This window comes from Streptomyces sp. NPDC002888, assembly GCF_042888465.1.
In the GTDB taxonomy this organism is placed as follows: domain Bacteria; phylum Actinomycetota; class Actinomycetes; order Streptomycetales; family Streptomycetaceae; genus Streptomyces.
Window position 1 is genome coordinate 492369 of record NZ_JBIAPU010000002.1, and the last position, 24112, is coordinate 516480.

Below are 24112 nucleotides of genomic sequence, written 5' to 3' on the forward strand. Positions count from 1 at the left end.
CATAGTGCTGACAGCGCGCCGCCTTAGCTCAGATGGCCAGAGCAACGCACTCGTAATGCGTAGGTCTCGGGTTCGAATCCCGAAGGCGGCTCTATCCAAACCCCAGGTCAGGCATCTGACCTGGGGTTTTATTCTGTTCGTGCTGTCTGGTCCGGGCGAGGGTACGGCTGCTGACCTGCGCAGACGGAATGCGTAGGCCTGGGGAGCGCCGGTGAAGGCGGTTCACGGGAATGGGCGTGTGGACATGCTCTGGAGTGCTGTTTTCACGAACGGTTGAAGCCTGGTCAGTCCCGGTTGCCGATCAGGGTGCACAAGGGGAGCGCATCGGTGCGCTGGTGGTGTGGCAGGCGGTGTCTATGGCGGTTGAGCCGGTGGCCGTCGCTGAGTGTGCTGAGATTGTCGATGTCGGAGACCGACGGACAGCCGACCCCAGGGTCACCTTCCACCTGGGCCTCGCCAACTCCGGCAAGACACATTGACGCCATCGCCCTGCTGGCCGCCTGCGCTGAGGCCGGGCGGACCGGCTCTACGCTGCGCATGCTCGCCTTTGAGGTCTACGAACGGCCGCGTACCCTGCTCGGTGCGGAGCGGGTCGGTCTGCTCACGGGTGAGGAACGCCTCAACCCCGGATGCGCCGGTGCTGTGCTGCACGGCCGAGGCGGCGCCCGCCGTCGCCGATCTCCTGGTTTGTCGACGAAGCGCACTGGCTGGCCGACGAAGACCGTGGCCGCGCCTGGACTCGCCTGTTCCTGAGCGGTACTCACATCGACGTGCACGTTTGTGCCGCACCGGAGGCCGAAGATCTGTTGCGCAAGCAAGCGCGGCCGGTATCCGTGCACGCAAGGCCTACCGGGTCGTCACCGCCGACTTGCTCAAGCTGCTCCGCGTTGACGTGCCGGAGCGCACTAGCCAGCACGTTGAAACAAAGAGGCTGGTGATGGGAGGGCGCCGAGCAGCCCTGGTGGGCCCGCTGCGAGATCAAAAAATTTAACACTAACATTTCTCACGTGATTGGGTGACCAGGTTCGGGAAGGTTCGCTGAATTCTTTTTGGCCCGTCATACTCGGTCATGAATGGTTGCGAAGAATGGGGTGTGAATCATGCCGAATGTCTTCGACTAAATCGAATGGAAGGCTCGGAAGGTTTTTGGGAAAGAGCCGGTTTGTGTGCATGTGGGAAATGTCAAGGAGTGTGAGATCAAGCGGCATCCCACTTATCCGAAGTTCCGCGCCGACGCGATCCGGGCGGGAGTCCAGTCAGCCCCGAGTTCCCGTCTTTGGGAGTCCATTATTGCCATGGGGAGGCTGTGTGACCTGGATGGCGACGATACGTGGCGGCTGGTCATCCTGGACTGCATAGTTCCCTGTTTCCGTTCGCTGTCCACGAAAATCTCTCGTGATTTCCAAGTTGAGCGCGAAGAAATCCGATCGGCCATGGTCGCAACCGCATTGGAGATATGGGTAGAAACTGCTATGGGCGTTCCGCCGCGCCACGTCAGGGATCGAATGATGAAGGCAGCCTTCGAGGTTGCCTTCCGGCATGGGAGGGCCCTCTCGTCGGAGTACTCGATGGATGACGTCGAAATATTTTTCCGGCCGGAAATGCCTGTATGTCTCAGACCTCTACCCCTCGTTCACCGGACTCCGAGAAGCTGCAGGCGTGATGGGGGCCGTCGAATCTGCCGCACACCGACTCATCAGGGCAGGAGAGTTCCCTTTCCCTGTGGCGAGGGCGGGACGGAGCTACAAGGTCTCTGTTAGGGCTCTCATGCACTTCATGGATATTCCGGACGCCATCGTCCATGTGGACGACGTTGAGAACGGCGCCCTCCATGCGAGCGGCGGCGTACTCTGAGCCATGGTGCCGTCAGCCGAACACTTTGCCCTTCCTGAGCTGCGGAGATCCTGGAGATCCAAGCCTCTGGCGTCGGTCGCGGGGCGCGAAGTCATTGGTGCTCAAGGTCACGAGGGAAAGCGCCTGGCGAGCGCACCGACGACACCCTCACCGTCGTCCGCGGCGACTCCGGGCGGCTCACCGGCCTGGTTCCCCCGGACGACTTGTCGGCAGCCTCCCTGCTCGGGGCAGATCTCTTGGGTACGGAGGTGTGGTGCCGTTCAGATTTTGATCACGCGGATGCCGGGGCCGCACAGCATGAGGAGGTCCTCGGGGTCTGACGTCAGCACGGTCACCGGCGCGGGCGAGGCCAGCGCGGTGGCGGCGACGATGGCGTCGAGGGCGTATTTGTGGCCGTGCAGGCCGGCTGCGGCGAGCAGCTTGCTCGCGTGGCGGGCGATGGCTTCGGTGGGCGGGACGATGTTGACGCGGGAGACGGCGTAGTCGAAGCGGGCCTGGTTGGTCTTGGGGTCGCGGGCTTCGACGAGGGTAACGGAGCTGATGACGACGCGGATGTCCTCGGCCTCGGCGGCGGCGAGCCATTCGGTGAGTTCGGGGGTGCGGCATACGAGTTTGGGCAGGCCTTCGCAGTCCAGGACGAGGGTGCCGCTCATGCGGCGTCTGCCGAGCCGGCTGCGTTGCCGCGCAGGAGCGCTCGCTTGGCCTCGACAGCTGCCTGATCCACCGGCCCGTGTTCGGTCTCCGCGTCTGCAATGAGTTCGCGCAGTCGGTCCCGTTCCAGTTGGCGCTGGATGAGGGTTTCGACGTAGGCGGACATGCCTCGCTTGCCGGTGCGTGCTTTGAGGGCCGCGATGGTGCCTTCGTGGAGGGAGACGGAGACCGGGCGGACAGGGCCTTCGCCGGGAGCGGGGTCAGGGGTGGTGGCCATGGAGCCATATTAACAATACTCTTGTTATTGGGTAGAAGAGTCTTCTGCGGCACCCGCGGACACGGCTGGGCCGCTGCGGTGGCTGCTGGAGCAGATCGGTGACGGCGTCACCCTGACCCAGGCCGGCTACCTGCCGCGGGAACTGGTGGCAGCCGCGTTCGCCCGCTACCCGCACTGGTACCCGATCGGCAAGGGGCCGCGCTCCGAGGTGGACCTGTTCCAGTGGCCGACCTGCACGAACTCGCCCGCATCCACCGGCTGGTGACCAAGCGCCTTCGTACGCTCAAGCTCTCGGCTGCCGGCCGCGCTCAGCTGACTGACCATCAGCTGCGCCAGCACACGGCTGCGCTGGCCTGGCTCGGCACCACCGCAGCGGATCGGCAGGTGGCCGAGTGCGCCCTGGGCGCGCTGTGGGCGGAGCCCCGGCTCCGCGAGGACCTGCGCGATGCCATCCATCCGGTGCTTGCTGCGGGCTTCACCCACGGCGACGGCACCGCGATGGAGGTGAAGGACACCGAGCGGCTGCTGTGGAGGTTCTGGCACACCGGTCGCAAACTCGGCTACCTCGAACCGGAACGGTCCATCGACGCCCTGATCTCCCTGTCCACGACTGGCCGCTCGGCCGCCCTCGCCGCGCTCCGCCTCCTGGCCGAGGGGCCGCGCGACCACATCTGAGCGTGCCTCAGCGGGTTGTCAGGCCGGCGTTGGTGAGGCGTCGCATCAGCGAGGGCTTGCCGCGGTACTGCTCGCGCAGGTCGTGGAGGCGCCGGGTGAACTCCTCGGGAGTGCCCGCCCGGTCGTGGACGTCGCGGAGATCCTTCAGGAGGGTGACAGCGGTGTCGTAGGGGCCGGGCTGCTTCCTCCCGATCAGGTTGGCGACGTCCTCCCAGGCTTGCTCGGCGTTCTCCGCCAGGTGGTCCAGGTGGTCCAGGTGGTCCAGGTGGTCCAGGTGGCTCTCGCGGGCCAGCTCTTTGGCCTGGCGGGCCCAGGCGCGGGCCTGCTCTTGCTGCCGGGTGTGCTCGCTGCGCACCTCATGGGCGGCGTCGAGGAGCTCTGCGGCTGAGCGGCGCCGGGCAGCGGTGGACTGTCCGGCCGTACCACGGGACGCGGCGCGGTGGCGGGCCAGCAGAGTGGGGCCCGGTTGCGGGGCGGTGCCCAGGGCGGCGTCCAGCAGCAGGGTGTCCTTCTCGCGTGGTGGCAGGGCGCGGATCCAGGCGGCGAGCGCGTCCTTGTCGATCGCCTGGGAAGGAGCGGCACCGCCGGCGCGGGCGGCCGCGGTGAGCAGATGCGGGTCGACGTGAAGGAAGTCGGCCAAGGCCTGCTGCGGGCCGGTGAGTTGGGCAAGGCCGGCGGGTACAGGCGGCTCGACGGTGGAGGTGTACTCGTCCTCGTCGACGTCCTCCTGCAGCTCCCAGCGGGTGAGCGCGGAGAGCCAGACCAGATAGAGGGGGCGCAGGTCGCCTGCGGCCAGTTCGGTACGCAGGGGGGTGAAGGAGGCGAGGGTGAAGGAGGTCTCGAAGTCCCACTCGCCGCCGTCCTCGGCCTCGTAGGAGAAGTCGAGCAGCACATGCCCATTCCTGGTCCGGCAGGTCAAGGCGTCTTCCGCGCAGTACGGTTCGGCGCTGCGGGCGGGCAGCAGTGTGGTGGGCAGGCGCAGCAGCAGACGCCGCGAGCCCCAGTTGGCGAAGTACAGATGGGCGTCGTACACCTGCTCCATCAGTTTGCGCTCATCGCCGCGGAAGTTGCCGTAGTGATACTCGTTGACGAAGTGCGTCGCACTGATCCGGGCCCGGCTCGACAGCGCTCGCACCCCTTCGAGCTCGTCCTTCGTCAACGGTCGGTCGATGGCCTGGAACTCGTAGTACTGGTACTCGCTCACGTCCGTGCAGACTACCGACAGGTGCGGCTCATCTCACGGGACCTGGACGTGATCCCTCGTTCGGGGCCCATCCACGGTTACGGTCCCGGCGGTGTCGTCGGGTTCGTAGGTCGGAGAAGGACGACGCCATGGTGGGCACGCTGGTGCTCTCCCTGCCTTCGGCGCACACGGGGGGAGAGCTGGTCGTCGAGCACGCCGGGCGGGAATGCGCCTACCGCGGCTCGAAGACGGATCCCTCGTCGCCTTCTATGCCGACTGCCGGCACCAGGTCACTCCGGTCCGAACCGGGTACCGGGTGACGCTCACCTTCAACCTGCTCGCCGAGCCGGGGACTTCGGCGGAGGTGTCCGGACCGCTGGCGGAGCTGGCACACAGTCTGGGCCGACACTTCGGCTCGCCCGCCAAACCGCGCTACGGCACCCGCGAGTTGGATCCGCCGACCCGGCTTGTGTACCTGCTCGATCACGAGTACACCCAGCGGGGCCTGAGCTGGGAGCGGCTCAAGGGCGCCGACGCGGGGCGTGCCGCTCTGCTGCGCGCCGCTGCCGCGCAGGCCGGGTGCGAGTCGGTGCTCGCCCTCGCCGAGTGAAGGAGACCTGGGATGCGTATCCCGAGGGGGACGACCCCTGGGGCGATCACGGGTATGACGAGGACGAGGACGGCGATGCGGGCGAGGACGGGGATTACGTCCTCCAGGAGCTGATCGACGACGAGATCACCCTGGGCTGGTGGACCGGTCCGGACGGCACCGGTGGCGAAGAGATCTCGTTGCGGGTTCAGGACTACGAGGTGTGCGCGAGCACTGCGAGCACGGACCTGACGCCCTACGACTCCCAGTACGAGGGCTACATGGGCAACTACGGCAACACGCTGGACCGGTGGTACCGGCGGGCCGCGGTGGTCGTGTGGCCGCGTGAGCGGGCCTTCGCGGCACGCGGCGAGGGCGGATCGCGGTGGGCCCTGGAGGAACTGCGCGTCGGCATCGCGCGGGGCGACCTGGACAGACCGGGCGCGCGAGCATGCGCTGTCCCTCGCACCGTTCTGGAAGAGCACCCGTCCGCAACCCGGGTTGCTGGACTGCGCGTTGCGGGTGGCCGCGGGCCTGGATGCGGCCGAGACCGCGGCGATGCTGCTGGAGCCGTTCCAGGTGGGTGCGCTCGGCCCGGAGCACGCGGACGGACTGGCCGCGGCAGCCGAGCGGTACGGGACCGGGTGGATACGCCGGGTCGTCGATGCCTGGTTCGCGTCGGAGCACCGCCTCCCGTCGCAGCAGTACGAGTGGACCGAGCGGTTGCCGGAGCTGTGTGCGGCGCTGTGTGCCCAGCGGGCGTCGGCGGTGGCGCGGCTGCTGTCCGCCGGCGTCTGGGCCGCGGTGGACAGCGGTCTGCGGCTGTGGATCACGGCCGGGCCGGCCGTGATCCGCCGTGCGCAGCTGCAGCAGCCGGCCCTGCCGCTGCGATACGTCCTGGCAGCGGCCGACGAAGAACTGCGGGACGGGATCCTGGCAGCGCTGCGCGAACGCGGGGACACGGTACTCGAGTGCCTGATGGCGCTGCTGCGCAGCGCCGCGGAGGTGAGCACGTCGGCCGAGTGGGGCGCGGCGGGGCTCGACGTCATCGCGCGGGACTGTGCGGACCGGCTGCGCGCGGTGGCCGAGCGGCCGCCGCGCGTTGCTGACGACTGGTCAGTGGCCTGGGACGCGTGCGGCTGCGAGCTGTGCGGTGTTCTCGGCGCCTTCCTCGGGTCCCGGTCGCGGCGGGTCCTCGAATGGCCGCTGGCGAAGGAGGGGCGGCGGCATGTGCACACCAGGATCGACTCGGCCGAGCTGCCGGTGCGCCACCAGACCAGGCGGCAGGGGCGCCCGTACACGCTGGTGCTGACGAAGACCCAGGAGCTGTTCACCCGTGAACAGGCGGTCCGCAGTCAGGCCGCGGCGGACCTGGCATGGCTGATGTCGCTACGGACGCGTGACTGAGGCTTCCGGCCGCCGACCGCGCCCGGCAGATGGGCGGCCTGCTCAACGGTCGGCGCTGCCGGGCGGTACGACCCATTCGGCGGGTTGTCCCGTCAGGGAGGCGATCATGTCGAAGTCGCCGTCGTAGTGGAGGACCGTTCGCCGGTGCAGTTCCGCTGTGGCCGCGATCAGCAGGTCGGGGAGGGACAGGGCGCGGTGGAAGCCTGCGTTGCGAGCACGGCGCTGGATCTCGAGAGCGCGGGTGAAGACGTCGTCGTCGGTGCGGAGGTAGTCGAAGGCGTGGAGCCACGTGCTGATCCGCGTTGCTTCTGAGCTGTCCCGGGCAGAGTGGATCATCTGGTACTCGGTGGGCTGGCACACCGCGAGGAGGAAACGCTCGTGCAGGGGCTTGAGTACCTCCTTGACGCTCGGCTTCGTCCAGCGAGCGAGGGCGGACTTGTCGATCAGGTAAAGGTCCTGCATCTGCTGCGCATGCTCTCATCAGGCAAAACATCACTACGCAGTACGACAGGGCACCACGCGACACGATCGCTCATGGTCTCGTAATGCGTAGGTCTCGGGTTCGAATCCCGAAGGCGGCTCCGAGGGAAACCGCAGGTCAGGTATCTGGCCTGCGGCTTCTTCGGTTTTATTGTTGTTGCTCTACAACACCTTCTGAACGTGGCGTCACGCCCGCCGCCCGTCTCTCCGAGATGACGATCAGGAGCGCGGGCTTGTTGAGTGATCACGCTTCAGGAGAGACTTCTACAGAACTGTAGATCGCGATGCGCTGACGGTACCCCGTATCGGCCGTCGACCGTCCCGGGAAGAGAGAGCGGACCTGATGTTCGGCCTGAGTGAACTGGCCCTGATCCTCCTCGTCGTCGTGGTGGTCCTCGGGGTGAAAAAGCTGCCGGAGCTGACGCGTTCGGCGGGCAAGGCGGCCCGGATCTTCAAGAGCGAGGCCAAGGCGCTGAAGGGCGAGGGCGGTGCGGAGGGCAGTCCGCGCACCGTGCCCGGGAGCGTTGTCGGGCGGCAGGACGACGACCCCGTGCCCCCACGCCCGTGAACTCGTCGCCCGTGAACCCGTCGGGGGCGGGCGCCGGTCGTGCCCCCACGCCCCCGACGGCAGGCGTCAGTACGCCTGCGGCAGGTAGCGGGCCAGCAGGTCGTCCAGGCTGACCATGCCGGTCAGACGCCCGGTGTCGTCGCGGACGACCGCGAGTGAGGCCCGCCGCCTGCGCAGCAGGTCGATCGCTTCGGCGACGGTCGCGTCCGCGGTCAGCTCCGGTACGGGGCGGGCCAGCGCGCGGGCGTTCATGGCGCGGCCCTGGGCGCGGGCGACCATGGCGTCGCGGGCGTGGACGGAGCCGAGGACCGTGCCGCTCTCGCGCACCAGCAGCCGGGTGCGGTCGTGGTCCGTGGCGATGCGCAGAATCTCGTCGACGCCCGCCGTGCCGTCGACCGAGGTGATCTCGGCGGCGGGGACCTGGAGGTCGGCCACCGGGGTCTGCGGCTCGGTCAGCGAGCGGGTGATCAGCTCGGAGTCGTCCTTGCTGATCAGGCCGAGCCGCTCCGACTCCTCGACGAGGTGGGTGAGTTGCTCGCGGTTGTGGACCGAGGCCAGCTCGTCGCGCGGGGTGACCCGGCACAGCCGTACAAGTGCGTTGCTCACCTTGTTCAACAGCTGGATCAGCGGCCGTACGACCTTCACGACGCCCCGGAACGGAGGCGAGAGCAGCATCGCCGAACGCTCGGGGTGGGCGATGGCCCACGACTTGGGGGCCATCTCGCCGGCCACCATGTGCAGAAACACCACGACGATCATTGCCACGGCGAACGCGATCGCGTAGCTGAGGGAGCTGGGCAGGCCCAGCTTGTGCAGCAGCGGGTCGAGTTCGTGCGAGATCGCGGGCTTGGAGAGCGAACCCAGCCCCAGGGTGCAGATGGTGATGCCCAACTGGGCGCCGGCCAGCATCAGCGACAGCTCGCGCATCCCGGCCAGGGCGGCCTTGGCGCCCCGCTGCCCCTCGGCCACGGCCTTCTCCATGCGGTGCCGCTTGGCGGCGACCAGCGCGAACTCGGCCGCCACGAAGAACCCGCTGCCGATCAGCAGCAGCACGGTGACGAAGAGCGCCATCGGGAAACTCATGCCTGCTCCTCCTCACGGTCCACTGCGGGCAGCCGCTCCAGGCGGACCCGATCCGGCACGTGCCGGTCCAGTGTGCGTACGTCGATGACGGCGCCGCCTCCGCCCGGCAGCTCGACGGTGACGCGGTCACCGATCGTGGGGAAACGTCCGAGCCGGTCCACGATCAGACCGGAGACGGTGTCGAAGTCGTCCTCCTCGGGCAACGCGATGCCTGTGGCTTCGGCGACCTCGTCGAGGCGGCGGCCCGCGTCCACCAGCCAGCCCCCGCCGTCGGCGACCGCAAGTTCGGTGATGGTGTCGCTCTCGTCGGCGATGTCGCCGACCAGCTCCTCGGCGATGTCCTCGTAGGTGACGATGCCCGCGACGCCGCCGTGCTCGTCGAGGACGACGGCGAACTCGTCGTCGTGCTCACGCATCTGTGTGACGGCGTCGGGCAGCCCGAGCGTCTCGGGCAGCAGCAGCGGGCGCCTGGCCGACGCGCCGGCTGTGGTGTCCGCGAGCCGGTCGGCGGGCAGCGACATCAGCTCACGTACACCCAGCACGCCGGTGATGTCGTCCGGGTGGTCGCCCAGGACGGGGTAGTTGGAGTGCCCGTGCTTGCCGATCAGGTCGATCGCCTCGGCGGCGCTCGCGGCCTTGCGGACGAAGACGGCGTCCGCGCGCGGCACCATCACCTCGTGCAGCGTACGGTCCGAGAACTCCAGGGCGTGGTCGAGGAGTTCGGCGGTGTCCTTGGGCAGTTCACCCTGCTCGTGGGACTCGCCGATGAGGTGGCCGAGCTCCTCCAGGGTGGCGCCGTGGTGCAGTTCCTCGACGGGTTCGATGCCGACCTTGCGCAGCAGCCTGTTGGCCGTGCCGTCGAAGACGTGCACCACCGGGCCGACGATCCCCAGGTACGCCAGTGTGGAGGCGGCCAGCGCTTTGGCCAGCCGCTCGGGCACGGCGATCGCGAGGTTCTTCGGGGCCAGTTCGCCCAGCACCATCTGCACCACCGTGGCGCCGACGAAGGCCAGTACGACGGAGATGCCGGAGACGGCCGCGTCGGGCAGGCCGAGGCCGGACAGGGCGGGCTTGAGCAGCGCGGAGACGCTCGGTTCGGCGATGAAGCCGACGACCAGGCCGGTCACGGTGATGCCGAGCTGGGCGCCGGAGAGCATGAACGACAGCCGCTCCAGCACCTTCAGGGCGCGGGCGGCCTTCTTGTCCCCGGCCTCGGCCTCGCGGGTGAGGGCGAGGCGGTCGGCGGAGACGTAGGCGAATTCCTGGGCGACGAAATAGCCGGTGCCGGCGGTCAGTACGAACACGGCCAGCAGGCCCAGTACGGCGTTCGCGGCACTCATCGAACACCACCTCGCCGCGTGCCGCGTTCACACTTGCTGTGGCGGGGTGGTCGGGGACTGTGCCCCGGGGGGTCCGTCGATCTGGCGGACAAGGGATGACTCCTCATGCTCGGTGTGCGTTCAGGACAACGATCGTGGCCGAATCCATGTTCCCGATCACTGTCTGTCCTCTCCTCCCGTCGGTCTGTCCTCTCCTCCCGTTGGTCTCTCCGCTCCTCTCGTCGGTCTGTCCTCTCCTCTCGTCGGTCTCTCCGCGCGCCGCGGAAAGGGAACGCCTCGGCAGCGGGGCTTCTACGATTTTGTAGAGGTTGTGCGGGAGGGCTCACGCTGCTCGCCGGCAGCGAAGCCGTGTCGGGGGTCTTTACGATGGACCGCCCGTGAACTGCGGGGCAGCGGAAGGGAGAGAGGGTGTGACGAACCAGCGGCAGCGTCCCCGGCGCCGGGGGCAGGGCGAGCTGGAGGGGCTGGTCCTGTTGGCCTTGTGCGAGGCGGACGGTTCGGCGAGTGCGGGCTGGGTGCAGGACCGCGTCGGCGGGGACCTCGCCTACACGACGGTGATCACCATCCTCACGCGGCTGCTGGCCAAGGGGGCGGTGACCCGCGAACGTAGAGGCCGGTCCTTTGCATGGACGCCGGTCTCCGATCAGGCCGGGCTCGCCGCGCACAAGATGCGCAAGCTGCTGGACGGCGAGAGCGACCGGGAAGCGGTCCTGGCCAGCTTCGTCACCTCCCTGGAGCCGGGCGACGAACGGCTTCTGCGGGACCTGCTGACTCGAGCGAAGGACGAAGGGGAAGACTGAAGCCTCATGGGGGTGTTCGTCTTTCTTCCGCTGGTCCTGCCGCTCACGGCGTGGCCGATCGCCCGCCTCGCCGAGCAGCATCTGCATCCCCGCACCGCGACGCGGCTGCTGACCGGGCTGGCGGGGGCCATGGCGACGTGCAGTTCCGTGTGCCTGGGGCTGTTGATGGTGGTGGGAACCGCCCAGTTGCCCGGCAACCCGCTGCCCGACGGGTGGTCGGATCCGGAGGTGCGCCAGGCGGTGCCGTACGACGAGGTCGCCGGGCGGGCGGCCGTACCGGCCCTGCTCGCGGTGGTCGCCGCGTGTGGTGGAACCCTGTGGCGCCACTGGCGGGTGCGCCGCCGGGCCCATCGGGCGCTGGTCGGCCTGCCGGGGACCGAGGTGGCGGTGCTGCCCGACGAAGAACCTTATGCCTACGCGCTGCCCGGCGGGAGGCGCGACCGGGTCGTGGTGACTACGGGGCTGCTGTCCTGCCTCGAACCGGCCGAGCGGCGCGCTCTGTTCGCTCACGAACGCGCGCATCTCACCGCCCGCCACCACCGCTTCCTGCTCGCCGTCCGACTGGCCGCGCAGGCCAACCCGTTCCTGTATCCGCTGCGTACGGCGGTGTCCTGTACGACGGAGCGGTGGGCGGACGAGGAAGCGGCTGAGGCTGTCGGAAGCCGCCGCGCCGTGGCGCGGGCGATCGGCAAGGCGGCCTTGGTCTCCCGTGGCACTCCCGTGCCCACGCTCGCGGGATTCGCCGCGCCCGGGCCCGTGCCGCGCCGAGTGGCCGCCCTCCTCGCCCCGGCACCCGCGACGCGCACCTGGCCGTCCGCGTTCACGGCGGTGGGGATGGCGGCGTGGACGGCGGCCGCCGGGACGGCCGTGTCGGCCATGTCGTCCGCGAACGCCGCTCTGACGCTGGCCTTCATCCTGCACGCGGCGACGCCGCTCTAGCCGCTCCAGCCGCTCCAGGGACCGCGCGAACAGGGACGGCACGTCGGGCCGGTGCCTCGGTCGGCACCGGTCCAACGCCCGTACCGCACGTCGGGCCGGTGCCTCGGTCGGCACCGGTCCGACGCCCGTACCGCGTTCGATCAGAGGTCGAACTCGTGCGGCGGCAGGTCGAGGGTGAAGCACGCCTCCCTTACGACGGCCTGCTCGGTCTTGTCGAAGTCGCCGTCGGCGCCGCCGATGACGATGCCGATCTGGATGACGGCACGGGCCTCGGCGGGCTTCTTCTTCGCCTTGGCGACTTCCTGCAGGACGCTGACCTTGCCGAAGGCGAAGTCGGTGGTCAGCTTGTTGAGGTTCTCGTCGAAGCGCCGCTGAAGGTCCATGGCGTCGAAGTTCTGCAGTACCTCGTTGGTGGCGATCAGCTGGGCCACGCGCTGCCGCTCGGAGGGGTCGATGGTGCCGTCGGCCGCGGCGACCAGTGCGCACATCGCCATGCTCGCGTCGCGGAAGGCGCCGCTCTTGAGGTCGTTCTTCTTCGCCATCAGCTGGGTCTGCATCGTCGACGCGGACTCCTTGAAGCGGTCCCACAGGGCCATGAGAACTCCATACGTTCGGATTGAAGGTCCCGCCCGCCCCAACCGCGGGCCGGCACCCCAGCAATATCTACAACAACGTAGAAACTAGCGGGCCTGCGGATAAGTTCCAGCCGTTCCAGGGTGGGCGGAGCAGGTCGGGAAGGGCTTCGGGGCGGTGCAGTTCGACCGCCGGGTGGCGAGCGGTCGGTTCATGGGGGTCGTCGGTGGTCGAGGTAGGCGAGTACAGCCTGGACCCGGCGGTGACCGCCGTCGGTGGGGGACAGTCCGAGCTTGGCGAAGAACCCTACGACGACGAGGCGCTCGGCACCCTCGGCCCCGGCACCCCGCAGGTCAGCGAGGCGTGGCAGACGCCCTGGCGCTTCGTCGCGGTGGCCCGGACCGCCGCGCAGGTGGCGGGGACGACCCTCGCCACCGACCTCGGTGTGCCCTGCCGGCTGGACGACACCTCCTGGGTCCGGCCCGGGGCCGCGACCTTCAGCTGGATGATGGATCACAACAGCCCCAAGAGCCTGGAACAGACCCTCCGTTGATTCGACCTGGGCAAGGAGATGAGCTGGCCGTACGCGCTTGTCGACGCTCGCTGGGACCAGATGACCGACGCGGCCGGCAACCGCGTCCCGCTGGAGCGCATCGCCGCTGAGGCCGACGCCCGTGGCGTCAAGCTCTTCCTCTGGCACAACTCCGGCGGTGCCAACAACACCGGCACCGGCACCCCGCGCGACCTGATGGTCGACGCCGTCACCCGCCTCTGACGACGCCTGTCAGGAGGCGGCTCAGACGAAGGCCAGGTCACGTAGCCCGCGACCTGGCCTTTTCGTTGTTTCGAGGCTCAAGAGGCGATGGCGTACTCGCTCAGGCCCGGTTCCAGCAGTGCGAACACCTGAACCGCTTCGCGGGTGACCACGGTGGCGATGTGGGTGTTGTCGTGTCCGGCGAGGGTCAGCTCCTGGATGCGCTGGAACAGCAGCCGGTGGGCGGCGCCGAGTTGGGCGGCGACGGCGCGGGGGGTGATGTCGTCGTCGGGGGTGCCGGTGGTCGCCGCGAGGGTCTGGGCGAGTGCGTGCTCTCGCTGGTCGTGGAGGTCGCGCAGCCGGGCGGTGAGGGTGGGGCTCTCGGCGATCATCCGGGAGAAGTCCGGACCGCTGAAGCCTGCCACGGGGTTGTGCTGCTCTACCGCCGTGAGGAACGCGCCGCGCAGCGCGCCCAGCGCGGACTCTCCCGCCGTGCGGGCGGCCACGGCCTCGGCCAGGCCGGCGACGAACTCCTCCTGGTGGTCGAGGGCCAGGTCCTCCTTGCGCTGGAAGTAGTTGGTGACCGTCTTCTTCGCGACCCGGGCCGCGGTGGCGATCTCGGCGATCGTCGTCTGCTCGAAGCCCTGGTCCAGGAACAGCCGGGTCGCATGGTCGGAGATCAGCTGCCGTGTCTCGCGCTTCTTGGACTCCCGGAGTCCCGTCGTGTCCGTCGTGTCGATAGGCATGAGGGCAATCTTACGCTCGTAGTAAAAATACGTTGACTCCCTTGGTAGGTTGCATATAAATTTACGTCCGTCGTAAATTTTTCGCTTCCCGAGAGGAGACACCGTGCAGATCACCGCCTCAACCGTGTCGCTCACCGTCGACGACGTGGCCGCCTCCCACGCGTTCTTCACCACCCACCTCGGCTACAGCGAGGTGGCCGCCGCCGACGGATTCGCCTCGCTGACCCGCGAGGGCGCGGCGGTCGACATCGTTCTGCTGCGTCGTGGCGTCGACGTCCTGCCCGCCGAGCAGCGCGACCAGCGCGCGTCGGGGCTCATCCTGGCGTTCACCGTCACCGGCCTCGAGGGCGAGGAAAAGCGGCTTCGGGAGCAGGGTGTGGCCATCACCATGCCTCTGCGCGAGGAGCCGTGGGGGGAGCGGCTCTTCCAGGTCACCGCCCCCAACGGAGTCGTCGTCCAGTTCGTCGAGTGGACGCAACCCGCAGAGGCCTGACCGGGATACGCCACCTCGACAGCGCCCGGTGGCACCGGGTATCTCGCCCAGGCGCTGCCGCTCCCGCCCGACGCCACCGTCCAGGACGCCGCCGAAGCTCCCCTAGTTGCTGATCGGCCAAGTGGTCAGGGATACGGCCGTTCCGCAGTCGTTCGTGTCCGTGGTGCCACGGCACACCTTCAGCCGACCGGTGGTGGTCAGTCGATAAGGGTTCAGCCGCACGTTGACGGGGGAGACCTCGCTACCGCATTGTGTGGCCTGTTTTGTATATGGAGAAGAGACGAAGTCGCGGGTCCACTGGACCCAGACCGAAGAGCATTCGGTGCCGGTGTTCCGCAGTTGCCCCTCGACCACGAGAACTGTTGCGGTGCCGCTCTGTTCGGTCCATCGGGTACCGGAGGCGGTGGCGGAACCGTGGGTTGCCGACCACTGCACCGGAGCGGCCGCAGAGTGTGCGGGCACGGCAGTCGGCGCGTTCGAGGCGTTTGCCGAGACGGCCGAGATCGCCGAGATGGATAAAGAGGCGATGGCGACGGTGATGGTCGAGAGGGTCCGGCTTCCTGACATGAGGTTCACTGAAAACTCCTGGCCTTGATGGATGGATAATGTGTCGCTGACGTTCCAGGCCGGCGCGCGTTTCCGGTTTTCCTCTTTTCCTCCGAATTTCTCCGGCGTATCAAGTCCGGCCTTCCGTGCGACATATGAATCTTATGGAGAGCGATAGGAAAGGCAAGAGTGGGCTGAAAGTGAACTCTGAGGTTCAGCTCTATTCGGCCAGTTCTCCCTCGCTGGAACTTTCGAACATTTCGGACAGTAGATAAAAGATCCCTTATGGTGATGCGTGACGCAGACCACAGGAACTCCTCCCGGGTCGCGGAGAGAAATGGTCGTGAGGGACTCAGAAAACGATGTACGCCGCCGCGTGCGCGAGGGGGACCGTGAGGCGTTCGCCCAGCTGTACGAGGAGTTCGCCCGCGCCGTGTACAACCACGCGCTGCGGTTGACCGGCGACTGGTCGACGGCCGAAGAGATCATGTCCGAAACGTTCCTGACCGCGTGGCGGACCCGCGCACGTGTGCAGGAGGACGGCGGCTCCCTGCTGCCCTGGCTGCTGGGCATCGCCACCCACAAGGCGGACAACGCCCGCAGGGGACTGCGCAGACGGCAGCTGTTCCTGGCGCGCCAGCCGCAGCCACGTGCGGAGGAGGACTTCGCGCCCCGGACGGTCGGGCGCATCGACGACGCACGGCGCCTGCGTGCCGTGCAGGCCGCCCTGGGCCGGCTGAGACGCCAGGAGCGGGAGGTGCTGGCCCTGTGCGTCTGGTCCGGCCTGGACTACCAGCAGACGGCAGAAGCGCTGGGCATCGCCGTCGGCACCGTACGGTCCCGCCTCTCGCGTGCCCGCAAGAAGCTCGCCCGCCTCGCGGAAGAAGGCCGGGAACTGCCCACCGGCCGCGGAGAGATGACAAGTGCGGCCGCGATCGCGGCCCTGCCCGTACGGGAGGAGCTCACATGAACGGCAAGACCAACGGCGCTTCCCCGGAGCGCAACGGCGACCGCGAGGAGATCGCCCGCCTGCTGCCGGCCCCGGCCGACTGGGACCTTCCGCGCGAGCAGCACCTTCGACACAAGGACCTGCTGATGCACCACATCGACAGCGACCAGGCCACCCGCGACCAGGCCGCCCGCGACCAGGCCGCCCGTGCCCGCCCGGCCCGTCGGCTGCTGCGGCCCGCGCTCCTCGTGCCGGCGACCGCGCTGACCCTGGCCTGCGCGCTGGCCGCGGGGATGGCCCTGAACGGCAGCGACGGCAAGCCCTCCGACACCGCCTCGCACCGTGCGGCCACCGACATGCAGCCCGCCGCGGCGCTCCTGGACCGGATCTCCGTCGCCGCGGAGAAGCACGCCACGCCCACCGTGCGGGACGACCAGTTCGTCTACACCCGGGAGAAGGTCCGCGGGGCCGACCTGACCAGCGGTAAGGCCGTCCTCGGCCCTCTCATGGACCGTGAGGTGTGGGCCGCGCAGGAGCCGGGGCCCCTGCACAAGCTCGGCCTGATCCGGGAGGACGGTGAGACCCTCCCCATCAACGCCCAACTCGGTGACACCGACGGGACACCGGCCGGCATCAACCGGCCCACCTACAGCTGGCTCAGCGCCCTGCCCACCGACCCCGACGAGCTGCTGGCCTATCTGTACGCCAAAACTCCGACCGCGCAGAGCCGGGAACGCGACCAGGCGGTGTTCGAGCAGATCGGATCCCTGCTCGGCGGGCTGATGCCGCCCCGTACGGCGGCCGCCCTCTACCGGGCCGCGGCGAAGATCCCCGGCGTCACCCCGGACCCGCAGGCCCGCGACGCGATCGGCCGCCGGGGCCTCGGCATCGCCCGAGACGACACGCGCTACGGCATCCGGACGGAGTGGGTCTTCCACGAGAAGGACTACTCCTTCCTCGGCTCCCGCAGCTATCTGATCAAGGACGCCTCGTACGGAAAGGCCGGGACGCTGCTGTCCGGCGCGGCCGAGCTGGAACACGGCGTCGTCGACGAAGCCGGCCGACGGCCCGCCGACGCGGGACGTACCAGGACCGAGCGCCAGAGCTGACCGTGTCACCGAGTGGGCCGAAGGCAGCCCCGCTGAGGCCCCGGGTCAGGCTCTTCCGACCCGGGGCCTCCGGCGGATGCGGTTCGAGGGGCCGAGCGTTGCTCCGGGTCGCAGAGTAGGGAGGAGGATCGGGGGAGTGGAGGTGACGGGTGTGAGCGGAGTCGGTGGGGAGGGTGGCTACTCCGGTACGCCGCTCGCCAGGAAGATCGGAGTCAAGGCCGGGCATCGGGTGCGGCTTCTGGGCGCGCCGGCCGCGTGGGACATCCCCGGGCTCCCCGAGGGGTGCGAGGTCGTCGATCGGGCGGTGGGGCGGGCCGATGTCACCGTCGCCTTCTTCCGGGAGGAGCGGGAGCCGGCCGCGGCGGCGCCGGTGCTCGTGCGGGACCTCGCCGACGACGCCATGCTCTGGATCGCCTGGCCCCGCAAGGCCGCCGGGCATGTCAGCGACATCACCGAGAACCGGCTGCGGGAGCTGTTCCTGCCGCTCGGGGTCGTCGACGTGAAGGTCGCCGCGCTGGGGGAGGACTGGTCGGGGCTGAAATTCGTCCGGCGCAAGGAAAATCGCCGTAAAACGGACGCAAAGTGAGCCGGTTTCAGGACAACCTTCGGACGTGAGGCAACATCTTGGTGAACGACGGGCGTCGCGCGGACAGGCCGCGAGCGCCGTCGGAGGCCGGATGGGGTGTGAGGGACGTGGTGGAGCCGAGGATCGCGGTCGCCGTGGTGACCATGGGGAACCGGCCCGCCGAGGTCGATGCCCTGCTGGAGTCCGTGGCCAAGCAGGACCTCCCGCCCACCCGCATCGTGATCGTCGGGAACGGCTGCCCGCTGCCCGAGTTCGCGCGGCGGCTGTCCCTGCCGGGTGAGGTCACCGCCATCGAGGTCGACGAGAACCTCGGCTGCCCCGGCGGGCGCAACGTCGCCCTCGCACGGCTGCGGGAGTTCGCCGACGTGGACGTCGTGGTCGAACTCGACGATGACGGGCTGCTCGTCGACGCCGATGTGCTGCGCCGCGTACGGGACCTGTTCGCGGCCGACCCGCGCCTCGGCATCGTCGGCTTCCGCATCGCCGACGAGCACGGGGAGACCCAGCGCAGGCACGTGCCCAGGGTCGGGGCCTCCGACCCGATGCAGGGCGGTTATGTCACCGGGTTCCTCGGCGGTGGGCACGCCCTGAGCATGGCCATGCTCGACGAGACCGGCGACTGGCCCGCCGAGTTCTTCTTCGCCCACGAGGAGACCGACCTGGCGTGGCGGGCCGCGGACGCCGGCTGGCGCATCCTCTACGCGCCCGAACTGCTGCTCCAGCACCCCAAGACCTCGCCCGCCCGGCACGCCATCTACTACCGCGTGACCGCCCGCAACCGGGTCTGGCTGGTCAGGCGCAGGCTGCCGCTGCCGCTGATCCCGGTGCACCTGGGGGTGTGGATGCTCGCCACGCTCCTGCGGACCCGGTCGCTCGGCGGTCTGCGGGCGTGGTTCGGCGGGTTCGCGGAGGGGATGCGCGAGCCGGCCGGTGAGCGGCGGCCCATGCGCTGGCGCACGGTGTGGCGACTGACGCGGCTCGGGCGGCCGCCGGTCATCTGACCCACTGAGAACAGGACGCAGGAAGGCCCCGGTCGTTCACCTCCGCCGACCGGGGCCTTCCTGCGTCCCCGGATCCGGCCGCGGCGGCGACACTCCCCCGAGCAACGCGTCATACGCGCGCACCGTCGGGCCAGATCCGATGTATTGATCACATCAGGCCACGCCAACGGATCGCTAACATGTGGCCAACGGTTCTCCGTGCGGCTGTCGGGCTCATGGCCTGAAGTCGCTGCAACAATTAAGGGAAACGGGCGGTGAGTCGGCGGAATCCGGTGGCGGTCCGTCAGGAAGTGGCTGGCGGGAAACCGCCCTGGGACGGGCGGAAACGCGCCAGAAGCGGCGGGGACCCGCAGGGAGCGCGGCCGAGCGTGGACGCGCGGGAAGGCAGTGAAGCGGCGTGATGCGATGCGCGCTGCGGTTCGGACTGCTGGGGCCGCCGGTCCTGTACGACGACGAGGGCCAAAACGGCGTACAGAGCGGCGTCGGTGACGCCGGCCCCGGCAGTGGATGCGAAATCCGGACCGTCGGCAGCCCCAAGGTGCGAGTCCTGCTCGCCGTGCTGCTGCTGGAAGCCGGACGTGTCGTTCCGGTCGCGTCACTCAAGGACGCGCTGTGGGGTGGCGCGCCGCCCGCATCGGCGCAGGCCTCGCTGCACAACCACGTGGCCCGGCTGCGACGGCTCCTCGACGACCCCGAACGGCTGCGGGCGGTGCCGCCCGGATACCTGCTGCGCGTGGAACAGGGCGAGTTGGACGTCCACGTCTTCGAGCGGCACGTCGCCGCGGCACGCGGTGCGTACGCCGCCCGGAACTGGGAGCGCGTGGTGCGCGAGTGCGCCGCCGCGCTCGCACTGTGGCGCGGCGCGCCGCTCAGCGGGCTCCCCGCCGAACTGGGCGGGTACGCGTTCGTGCAGCGCCTCCAGGAGGCACGGCTGCTCCTGCTGGAGTGGCGGTACGACGCCGAACTGGCCCTCGGGGGTGGGCGGCTCGACGGCCTCGTACCGGAGCTGACGGCGCTGGCCGCCGAGCATCCGTTGCGCGAGGCGTACCACCGCCAGCTGATGCTCGCCCTGCACCGCACCGGCCGCCAGGCCGAGGCGCTGGCCGTCCACCGCGACCTGCGCGCCCGCCTCGTCGAGGGACTCGGCATCGAACCGGGGCCGGCGGTGCGCGAGGCGCACGTGGAGGTGCTGCGGGTTGCTTCGCCGGAGGGCGGTGCTCTGTACGGGGACGACGTTCAGGTCGCGGAGGGGGCTGGTGCCTCGGAGCGCCTTGCTGCCCCGGAGGGCGATGACAGTGCCGAGTACGGTGCCGCCGCCTCGCCGCGGGAAGACGGCTCCCGGTCCGACGAGCCTTCCGGCCGCCAGCACATCACTCCTGATGCCCCGGACACACCCCGCCCGGCTCAGCTCCCCCCACCTCCCGCGCATTTCACCGGCCGCGCCGACGCCCTACGCCTCCTGCGCCGGACCTTGGCCACCGACGCCCCGGCCGCCGACGCCCCGACCGCCGACGCCCCGGCCACGGACACCGCGGACCCCGACAGCAGCGATACCCGCGGACGCACCCCCGTCGCCGTCATCAGCGGCATGGCCGGCGTCGGCAAGAGCGCGCTCGCGCTGCACGTGGCGCACGGGCTGCGTGAACGCTTCACCGACGGCCAGCTGTACGTCAATCTGCACGGCGCCACCCCGGGCATGGCCCCGCTCACCCCCGGCCAGGCCCTCGCCGCCCTGCTGCGTGACCTCGGCGTCGAGCCCCGTCGTGTCCCCGAACACCCGGACGCGGCCGCCGCCCTGCTGCGCTCCCTGCTCGCGCCGACCCGCACGCTCATGGTGCTCGACGACGCCGCGAGCGCCGCCCAGGTGCGTCCGCTGCTGCCGGCCGGTGCCGGATGCGCGGTGATCGTCACCAGCCGCTCGCCGCTGACCGCCCTCGACGGCGCCCGGCGCTTCCCACTCGCTCCCCTGTCCGACGAGGACAGCGCGGCGCTGCTGCGCGCGGTCTCGGGACGGGACGGTCTCGGCGCCGGCCACCCGCTCGTCGAACTCACCGGCCGCCTCCCGCTCGCCCTTCGTGTCGTCGCCGCCCGGCTCGCCGCACGCCGTGCCCTGACCGCCGACGTGCTCGCCGGACAACTGGCGGCCAGCGGCGGACGGCTGCACCACCTCGAGTACGACGACCTGAGCGTGCGCCGCTCCCTCGCCGTCGCCCACGACGCGCTCGCCGCCTCCGACCGCGAGGCCGACCGGGACGCCGCCCTCGTGCTGCGGCGTGTGGGCGCGCTCGACCTGCCCGCGTACGGCGCGCCCCTGCTGGCCCGTCTCACCGGCACCGACGAGCGGCGCGCCGAAGCCGCCCTCGACCGCCTGGTCGACGTGGCCCTCCTGGAGGAGTCGGCGTACGGCCGCTACGCACCCCACGACCTCGTGCGCGACTTCGCCCGCGAGCTGGCGGAACGTGAGTACGCGGAGAACGCCGAGTACGCGGAGAACGCCGAGTACGCGGAGAACGCCGAGTACACGGACACCGCCGAGTACACCGGCAACGCGGAACCCGCAGGGACTGCCGGGGCTGCCATGACCGCAGGTGCCACCGAACCCGCCGCCCACCCCCAGCCCCCCATCGACATCGCCACAACGTCCCTGCGCTGGTACGCCGCCGTCGCCGAGCGCACCCTCACAGCCATCGTCGAGGCCGGCCTCGACCAGGACGACCGCCGCCGCCCGACCACCGCACAACCCGTCGACCACGCGGCGCACGTCCGGGCCGTACCGCCCTTCGACAGTCCCGAACAGGCCTTCGCCTGGGGCGAGCTGGAGCTGGAGAACGTCGTCACGCTGGTCGAGCGCACCGCCGCCGCTCCCGACGACCGCACCGCCGCGCACGTCTCGACCCTCGTGCGTCTCCTCTTCCCCTATGTCCAGCGCAGTGGCCGTGCCGCCGAGATGGAGACGCTCGGGCGGTCCGCCCTTCGGGTGGCGCGGTGGCTCGGAGACCAGGACGCCGAGGCGTACGCGCTGGTCGATCTGGCCGGCGTGCACTTTCTGACCGGCCGTCTGAACGACGCCCTCTCCCTCAACGACCGGGCCCTGTCGATCTGGCGGCGGCTCGGCCGGCTGACCCGCATCCGGCGCTGCCTCAACAACCGGGGACTGCTGCTCGAAGGGCTCGGACGGTACGAGGAGTCGCGGGAGGCGTTGCTGCAGAGCCTGGAGTACTCGCGGCAGCTGAGCGACCCGCACGGCGAGGCCGTCACCCACAGCCACCTGGGCAACCTGTACGAGCACACCGACGCGCGCGCGGCCATCGAGCAGCACCGCCGCTCACTCGCCATCGGCGTCAGGATCGGCGCGGTCCTCGTGCAGCACTCCGCGCACTGCAACATCGGCTACGCCCACCTCACCCTGGGCGAACCGGCCGCGGCCCTGCCCCACTTCGAGGAGAGCCTGCGCATCCTCGGTGGCCACGGCGACTGGCACGGCGAGTCCCAGACCAGGCTCGGACTGGTACGCGCCCTGCGCCCTCTCGGCCGTGCCGACCGCGCTCTGCACGAGTGCGCCGAACTGCTCCGCCGCGCGGACGCCCGCGCCGACCCCTACATGGGCGGCCTGGCCCGCCACCAGCACGGGCTCCTGCTGCGCGAGTCGGGGCGGCCCGAGGAGGCGTACGAGGAGTGGCGCGCCGCCTTCGCCGCGCTGGACGGAACGGACGAGAAGGCGCTCACGGAGGAACTCCGAGGGCTGATCGCCGAGGCCGACGGCAACTGATCAGCGCACCCCCTTCCTCTCAGCCGCTCATTTGGCGTCCGCATAGCACTCCACCACCGCCGTGGTGAACGGAAACCGCACCGGCGTCTCCCCGAACGTCAGCCGTCCCGCCAGGTCCGCCGCCTCCTGGATCGCCGTGACCACCGCGTCGGCCTCCTCCTCGGGGCAGTGCACGATCACCTCGTCGTGCTGGAAGAAGACCAGCTCGGCCGCCATGTCCGCACAGGTCCGACGCAGTGCGGCGAGCAGCAGCAAGGTCCAGTCGGCGGCGCTGCCCTGGACGACGAAGTTGCGGGCGAAGCGGCCACGGGCACGGGAGTTGGTGGACGCGTAGCCGGGGACCCACTGTCGGCCGTCGGCCTCGGCCTCGACCGCGTCCTCCCCGACCGGGATGCCCGCCCCATCCGCCGCGTCCTCCGTCGCCCCGGCCACCGGTGGGCAGGTCCGCCCGAGCCACGTCCGGACGAGCCGCCCCTCCTCGCCCTCGCGGGCCGCCTCGTCGACGTACGCCACCGCCTTGGGGAAGCGGCGTCTGAGCGCGGCGAGGTTCTTCAGTCCGTCGCCGGAGGTCTGGCCGTAGACCGCGCCGAGCACGGCGAGCTTGGCCTGGGCGCGGTCGCCGGAGAAGGCGCGGTCGGAGACCGACTGGTACAGGTCGCTCTCGCGGCCGGCCACCTCCATCAGCCCGGGGTCGCGAGAGATCGCCGCGAGGACGCGCGGCTCCATCTGGTCCGCGTCGGCGACGACCAGCCGCCAGCCGGGGTCGGCGACCACCGCCCGCCGGATGACCTTGGGGATCTGGAGCGCGCCCCCGCCGTTGGTCACCCAGCGGCCGGTGACGGTGCCGCCGGCGAGGAACTCCGGCCGGAAGCGCCCGTCGCGCACCCAGTCCTGAAGCCAGGACCAGCCGTGCGCGACCCAGATGCGGTACAGCTTCTTGTACTCGATGAGCGGCTTCACCGCCGGATGGTCGAGGGACTCGATCTCCCAGCGGCGGGTCGATTTGATCCTGATGCCGGCCTGCGCGAAGGCCTTGATGACGTCGGCGGGCAGATCGGGCCGCACCCGGCGCCCGAAGGCGGTCGACACCTCGTCGGCCAGCTCGGCCAGACGGCGCGGCTCGCCCCCGCCCGCGTACCGGTCGCCGAGCAGTTCGTGCAGCACCTCGCGGTGCACCTCCGCGCTCCACGGCAGCCCCGCGCGGTTCATCTCGGCGGCCACGAGCATCCCCGCCGACTCCGCGGCCGTCAGCAGCCGCATCCGGTCGGGGTTCCCGGCCCGGTCGTGCCGCCGCTGCTGCTCGGCGTAGACCTCGATGAGGTCCGCCAGGGGGAGCCGGACGCCCTCCGGCTCGAAGAGGGAGGACTGGGCACCCGGTTCGGCCGACCGCTGCGGCGGATCCGGCGGTACGGGGCCGCCGCGCAGCCGGGCCAGGGCGGCGGCGGCCGAGCGGGGCTCGCCGTAGCGCCCCTCGTGGCCGAGGAGGAGCGTCTCGGCGTCCTCGATGTCGTAGCACCGCTCGACTCGCACCCCCGTGGCGAGCAGACGCGGATAGACCTCGGCCGTCGAGCGCCACACCCAACGGCTCACCCGCGGTCGGCTGCGCACCGCCTCGGCGAGGTCCGTCTCCCGCAGCACCGGCCCCGCGGGCAGCCCGTCCGGACCGAGGGGGGCGAGCTCCGCGCCGCCGTCCTCGGCCGGAGCGAGCGCCCACCTGTCGGCCATGCTGCGAGTGTGGCA

Annotated in this window: 26 protein-coding genes and 1 tRNA gene; 17 read left to right on the forward strand and 10 right to left on the reverse strand. The window is 70.1% G+C overall.

Annotated features, from left to right (window positions below; genetic code table 11):
• Positions 1 to 17 precede the first annotated feature (17 nt).
• The 3 genes from ACFYWX_RS05175 (at position 18) to ACFYWX_RS05185 (ending at position 1854) form a co-directional block, all read left to right on the forward strand.
• Positions 18 to 91: transfer RNA gene (locus ACFYWX_RS05175), tRNA-Thr, on the forward strand.
• Positions 92 to 629: 538 nt separating this feature from the next.
• On the forward strand, positions 630 to 938 hold the full coding sequence (locus tag ACFYWX_RS05180) for a hypothetical protein (protein WP_389422572.1): 309 nt from the start codon (positions 630 to 632) through the stop codon (positions 936 to 938).
• 634 nt (positions 939 to 1572) lie between these two features.
• A complete protein-coding gene (locus tag ACFYWX_RS05185) occupies positions 1573 to 1854 on the forward strand; it encodes a hypothetical protein (protein WP_389422573.1) in 282 nt (93 codons plus the stop codon).
• Between the two features lie 260 nt (positions 1855 to 2114).
• Here ACFYWX_RS05185 and ACFYWX_RS05190 read toward each other — a convergent pair whose 3' ends face one another.
• Together ACFYWX_RS05190 and ACFYWX_RS05195 are read right to left on the reverse strand one after the other, a co-directional pair.
• Positions 2115 to 2507 (reverse strand): type II toxin-antitoxin system VapC family toxin, encoded by a 393-nt coding sequence (locus ACFYWX_RS05190; RefSeq protein ID WP_389422574.1) that lies wholly within the window; start codon positions 2505 to 2507, stop codon positions 2115 to 2117.
• Complete coding sequence (locus ACFYWX_RS05195; RefSeq protein WP_389422575.1) at positions 2504 to 2782, reverse strand: hypothetical protein; 279 nt, start codon at positions 2780 to 2782, stop codon at positions 2504 to 2506. Before ACFYWX_RS05195 ends, ACFYWX_RS05190 begins: the two co-directional genes overlap by 4 nt.
• Before the next feature lie 222 nt (positions 2783 to 3004).
• On the opposite strand from ACFYWX_RS05195, the gene ACFYWX_RS05200 reads away from it, so the two are divergent.
• On the forward strand, positions 3005 to 3457 hold the full coding sequence (locus tag ACFYWX_RS05200; protein ID WP_389422576.1) for a hypothetical protein: 453 nt from the start codon (positions 3005 to 3007) through the stop codon (positions 3455 to 3457).
• Positions 3458 to 3464: 7 nt separating this feature from the next.
• Here the strand turns inward: ACFYWX_RS05200 and ACFYWX_RS05205 are convergent, their stop codons facing one another.
• Positions 3465 to 4661, reverse strand: a complete 1197-nt coding sequence (locus tag ACFYWX_RS05205) for a hypothetical protein (protein ID WP_389422577.1) — start codon at positions 4659 to 4661, stop codon at positions 3465 to 3467.
• A gap of 205 nt (positions 4662 to 4866) precedes the next feature.
• Between ACFYWX_RS05205 and ACFYWX_RS05210 the strand changes: the two genes are divergently transcribed.
• Together ACFYWX_RS05210 and ACFYWX_RS05215 are read left to right on the forward strand one after the other, a co-directional pair.
• Positions 4867 to 5250 (forward strand): hypothetical protein, encoded by a 384-nt coding sequence (locus ACFYWX_RS05210; RefSeq protein WP_389422578.1) that lies wholly within the window; start codon positions 4867 to 4869, stop codon positions 5248 to 5250.
• Positions 5251 to 5745: 495 nt separating this feature from the next.
• Positions 5746 to 6636 (forward strand): hypothetical protein, encoded by an 891-nt coding sequence (locus tag ACFYWX_RS05215; protein ID WP_389422579.1) that lies wholly within the window; start codon positions 5746 to 5748, stop codon positions 6634 to 6636.
• Positions 6637 to 6678: 42 nt separating this feature from the next.
• Here ACFYWX_RS05215 and ACFYWX_RS05220 read toward each other — a convergent pair whose 3' ends face one another.
• Positions 6679 to 7098, reverse strand: coding sequence for a PIN domain nuclease (locus ACFYWX_RS05220; RefSeq protein WP_389422580.1), 420 nt, complete (start codon positions 7096 to 7098; stop codon positions 6679 to 6681).
• A gap of 361 nt (positions 7099 to 7459) precedes the next feature.
• Between ACFYWX_RS05220 and ACFYWX_RS05225 the strand changes: the two genes are divergently transcribed.
• Positions 7460 to 7684 (forward strand): twin-arginine translocase TatA/TatE family subunit, encoded by a 225-nt coding sequence (locus ACFYWX_RS05225; protein WP_389422581.1) that lies wholly within the window; start codon positions 7460 to 7462, stop codon positions 7682 to 7684.
• 66 nt (positions 7685 to 7750) lie between these two features.
• Here ACFYWX_RS05225 and ACFYWX_RS05230 read toward each other — a convergent pair whose 3' ends face one another.
• Positions 7751 to 8767 carry a hemolysin family protein gene (locus tag ACFYWX_RS05230; protein WP_389422582.1) on the reverse strand — a complete coding sequence of 339 codons (1017 nt, stop codon included), beginning with the start codon at positions 8765 to 8767 and terminating at the stop codon, positions 7751 to 7753.
• Positions 8764 to 10107 (reverse strand): hemolysin family protein, encoded by a 1344-nt coding sequence (locus ACFYWX_RS05235; RefSeq protein ID WP_389422583.1) that lies wholly within the window; start codon positions 10105 to 10107, stop codon positions 8764 to 8766. The genes ACFYWX_RS05230 and ACFYWX_RS05235 overlap by 4 nt, the downstream gene beginning before the upstream one ends.
• A gap of 410 nt (positions 10108 to 10517) precedes the next feature.
• On the opposite strand from ACFYWX_RS05235, the gene ACFYWX_RS05240 reads away from it, so the two are divergent.
• A complete protein-coding gene (locus ACFYWX_RS05240) occupies positions 10518 to 10907 on the forward strand; it encodes a BlaI/MecI/CopY family transcriptional regulator (RefSeq protein WP_389422584.1) in 390 nt (129 codons plus the stop codon).
• A 6-nt stretch (positions 10908 to 10913) separates the two neighbouring features.
• Entirely contained in the window at positions 10914 to 11846 is a 933-nt protein-coding gene (locus ACFYWX_RS05245; protein ID WP_389422585.1) for a M56 family metallopeptidase, read from the forward strand.
• A gap of 140 nt (positions 11847 to 11986) precedes the next feature.
• Here the strand turns inward: ACFYWX_RS05245 and ACFYWX_RS05250 are convergent, their stop codons facing one another.
• A complete protein-coding gene (locus ACFYWX_RS05250; protein ID WP_389422586.1) occupies positions 11987 to 12442 on the reverse strand; it encodes a tellurite resistance TerB family protein in 456 nt (151 codons plus the stop codon).
• Positions 12443 to 12645: 203 nt separating this feature from the next.
• Between ACFYWX_RS05250 and ACFYWX_RS05255 the strand changes: the two genes are divergently transcribed.
• On the forward strand, positions 12646 to 12972 hold the full coding sequence (locus ACFYWX_RS05255) for a hypothetical protein (protein WP_389422587.1): 327 nt from the start codon (positions 12646 to 12648) through the stop codon (positions 12970 to 12972).
• Between the two features lie 18 nt (positions 12973 to 12990).
• Positions 12991 to 13194 (forward strand): hypothetical protein, encoded by a 204-nt coding sequence (locus ACFYWX_RS05260; RefSeq protein ID WP_389422588.1) that lies wholly within the window; start codon positions 12991 to 12993, stop codon positions 13192 to 13194.
• 77 nt (positions 13195 to 13271) lie between these two features.
• On the opposite strand, the gene ACFYWX_RS05265 is transcribed toward ACFYWX_RS05260, so the two are convergent.
• Positions 13272 to 13919, reverse strand: coding sequence for a TetR/AcrR family transcriptional regulator (locus ACFYWX_RS05265; RefSeq protein WP_389422589.1), 648 nt, complete (start codon positions 13917 to 13919; stop codon positions 13272 to 13274).
• Positions 13920 to 14022: 103 nt separating this feature from the next.
• On the opposite strand from ACFYWX_RS05265, the gene ACFYWX_RS05270 reads away from it, so the two are divergent.
• Positions 14023 to 14412, forward strand: a complete 390-nt coding sequence (locus tag ACFYWX_RS05270; RefSeq protein ID WP_389422590.1) for a VOC family protein — start codon at positions 14023 to 14025, stop codon at positions 14410 to 14412.
• A gap of 102 nt (positions 14413 to 14514) precedes the next feature.
• Here the strand turns inward: ACFYWX_RS05270 and ACFYWX_RS05275 are convergent, their stop codons facing one another.
• Positions 14515 to 14988 (reverse strand): hypothetical protein, encoded by a 474-nt coding sequence (locus ACFYWX_RS05275; protein ID WP_389422591.1) that lies wholly within the window; start codon positions 14986 to 14988, stop codon positions 14515 to 14517.
• A 307-nt stretch (positions 14989 to 15295) separates the two neighbouring features.
• Between ACFYWX_RS05275 and ACFYWX_RS05280 the strand changes: the two genes are divergently transcribed.
• The 5 genes from ACFYWX_RS05280 (at position 15296) to ACFYWX_RS05300 (ending at position 22372) form a co-directional block, all read left to right on the forward strand.
• Entirely contained in the window at positions 15296 to 15928 is a 633-nt protein-coding gene (locus ACFYWX_RS05280) for an RNA polymerase sigma factor (protein WP_389422592.1), read from the forward strand.
• Entirely contained in the window at positions 15925 to 17016 is a 1092-nt protein-coding gene (locus ACFYWX_RS05285; protein ID WP_389422593.1) for a CU044_5270 family protein, read from the forward strand. The genes ACFYWX_RS05280 and ACFYWX_RS05285 overlap by 4 nt, the downstream gene beginning before the upstream one ends.
• A gap of 151 nt (positions 17017 to 17167) precedes the next feature.
• Positions 17168 to 17602 carry a DUF3052 domain-containing protein gene (locus tag ACFYWX_RS05290; protein WP_389422594.1) on the forward strand — a complete coding sequence of 145 codons (435 nt, stop codon included), beginning with the start codon at positions 17168 to 17170 and terminating at the stop codon, positions 17600 to 17602.
• 107 nt (positions 17603 to 17709) lie between these two features.
• Positions 17710 to 18603, forward strand: a complete 894-nt coding sequence (locus ACFYWX_RS05295) for a glycosyltransferase family 2 protein (protein WP_389422595.1) — start codon at positions 17710 to 17712, stop codon at positions 18601 to 18603.
• Positions 18604 to 19003: 400 nt separating this feature from the next.
• Positions 19004 to 22372: a BTAD domain-containing putative transcriptional regulator gene (locus tag ACFYWX_RS05300; RefSeq protein WP_389422596.1), complete on the forward strand. Its 3369-nt coding sequence runs from the start codon at positions 19004 to 19006 to the stop codon at positions 22370 to 22372.
• A gap of 27 nt (positions 22373 to 22399) precedes the next feature.
• Here ACFYWX_RS05300 and ACFYWX_RS05305 read toward each other — a convergent pair whose 3' ends face one another.
• The gene (locus ACFYWX_RS05305; RefSeq protein WP_389422597.1) at positions 22400 to 24097 is read right to left on the reverse strand and encodes a bifunctional 3'-5' exonuclease/DNA polymerase; all 1698 of its coding nucleotides are present in this window, start codon (positions 24095 to 24097) and stop codon (positions 22400 to 22402) included.
• Between the last annotated feature and the right edge of the window lie 15 nt (positions 24098 to 24112).

What these genes read in the sequence shown, in the direction of transcription:
- ACFYWX_RS05245 (WP_389422585.1), top strand. Translation starts at nt 10,914, where the DNA reads ATGGGGGTGTTCGTCTTTCTTCCGCTGGTCCTGCCGCTCACGGCGTGG.
- ACFYWX_RS05180 (WP_389422572.1), top strand. Translation starts at nt 630, where the DNA reads ATGCGCCGGTGCTGTGCTGCACGGCCGAGGCGGCGCCCGCCGTCGCCG.
- ACFYWX_RS05190 (WP_389422574.1), bottom strand. Translation starts at nt 2,507, where the DNA reads ATGAGCGGCACCCTCGTCCTGGACTGCGAAGGCCTGCCCAAACTCGTA.
- ACFYWX_RS05250 (WP_389422586.1), bottom strand. Translation starts at nt 12,442, where the DNA reads ATGGCCCTGTGGGACCGCTTCAAGGAGTCCGCGTCGACGATGCAGACC.
- ACFYWX_RS05285 (WP_389422593.1), top strand. Translation starts at nt 15,925, where the DNA reads ATGAACGGCAAGACCAACGGCGCTTCCCCGGAGCGCAACGGCGACCGC.
- ACFYWX_RS05260 (WP_389422588.1), top strand. Translation starts at nt 12,991, where the DNA reads ATGAGCTGGCCGTACGCGCTTGTCGACGCTCGCTGGGACCAGATGACC.
- ACFYWX_RS05210 (WP_389422578.1), top strand. Translation starts at nt 4,867, where the DNA reads ATGCGCCTACCGCGGCTCGAAGACGGATCCCTCGTCGCCTTCTATGCC.
- ACFYWX_RS05265 (WP_389422589.1), bottom strand. Translation starts at nt 13,919, where the DNA reads ATGCCTATCGACACGACGGACACGACGGGACTCCGGGAGTCCAAGAAG.
- ACFYWX_RS05300 (WP_389422596.1), top strand. Translation starts at nt 19,004, where the DNA reads ATGCGATGCGCGCTGCGGTTCGGACTGCTGGGGCCGCCGGTCCTGTAC.
- ACFYWX_RS05225 (WP_389422581.1), top strand. Translation starts at nt 7,460, where the DNA reads ATGTTCGGCCTGAGTGAACTGGCCCTGATCCTCCTCGTCGTCGTGGTG.
- ACFYWX_RS05185 (WP_389422573.1), top strand. Translation starts at nt 1,573, where the DNA reads ATGACGTCGAAATATTTTTCCGGCCGGAAATGCCTGTATGTCTCAGAC.
- ACFYWX_RS05235 (WP_389422583.1), bottom strand. Translation starts at nt 10,107, where the DNA reads ATGAGTGCCGCGAACGCCGTACTGGGCCTGCTGGCCGTGTTCGTACTG.
- ACFYWX_RS05305 (WP_389422597.1), bottom strand. Translation starts at nt 24,097, where the DNA reads ATGGCCGACAGGTGGGCGCTCGCTCCGGCCGAGGACGGCGGCGCGGAG.
- ACFYWX_RS05280 (WP_389422592.1), top strand. Translation starts at nt 15,296, where the DNA reads ATGGTCGTGAGGGACTCAGAAAACGATGTACGCCGCCGCGTGCGCGAG.
- ACFYWX_RS05220 (WP_389422580.1), bottom strand. Translation starts at nt 7,098, where the DNA reads ATGCAGGACCTTTACCTGATCGACAAGTCCGCCCTCGCTCGCTGGACG.
- ACFYWX_RS05195 (WP_389422575.1), bottom strand. Translation starts at nt 2,782, where the DNA reads ATGGCCACCACCCCTGACCCCGCTCCCGGCGAAGGCCCTGTCCGCCCG.
- ACFYWX_RS05230 (WP_389422582.1), bottom strand. Translation starts at nt 8,767, where the DNA reads ATGAGTTTCCCGATGGCGCTCTTCGTCACCGTGCTGCTGCTGATCGGC.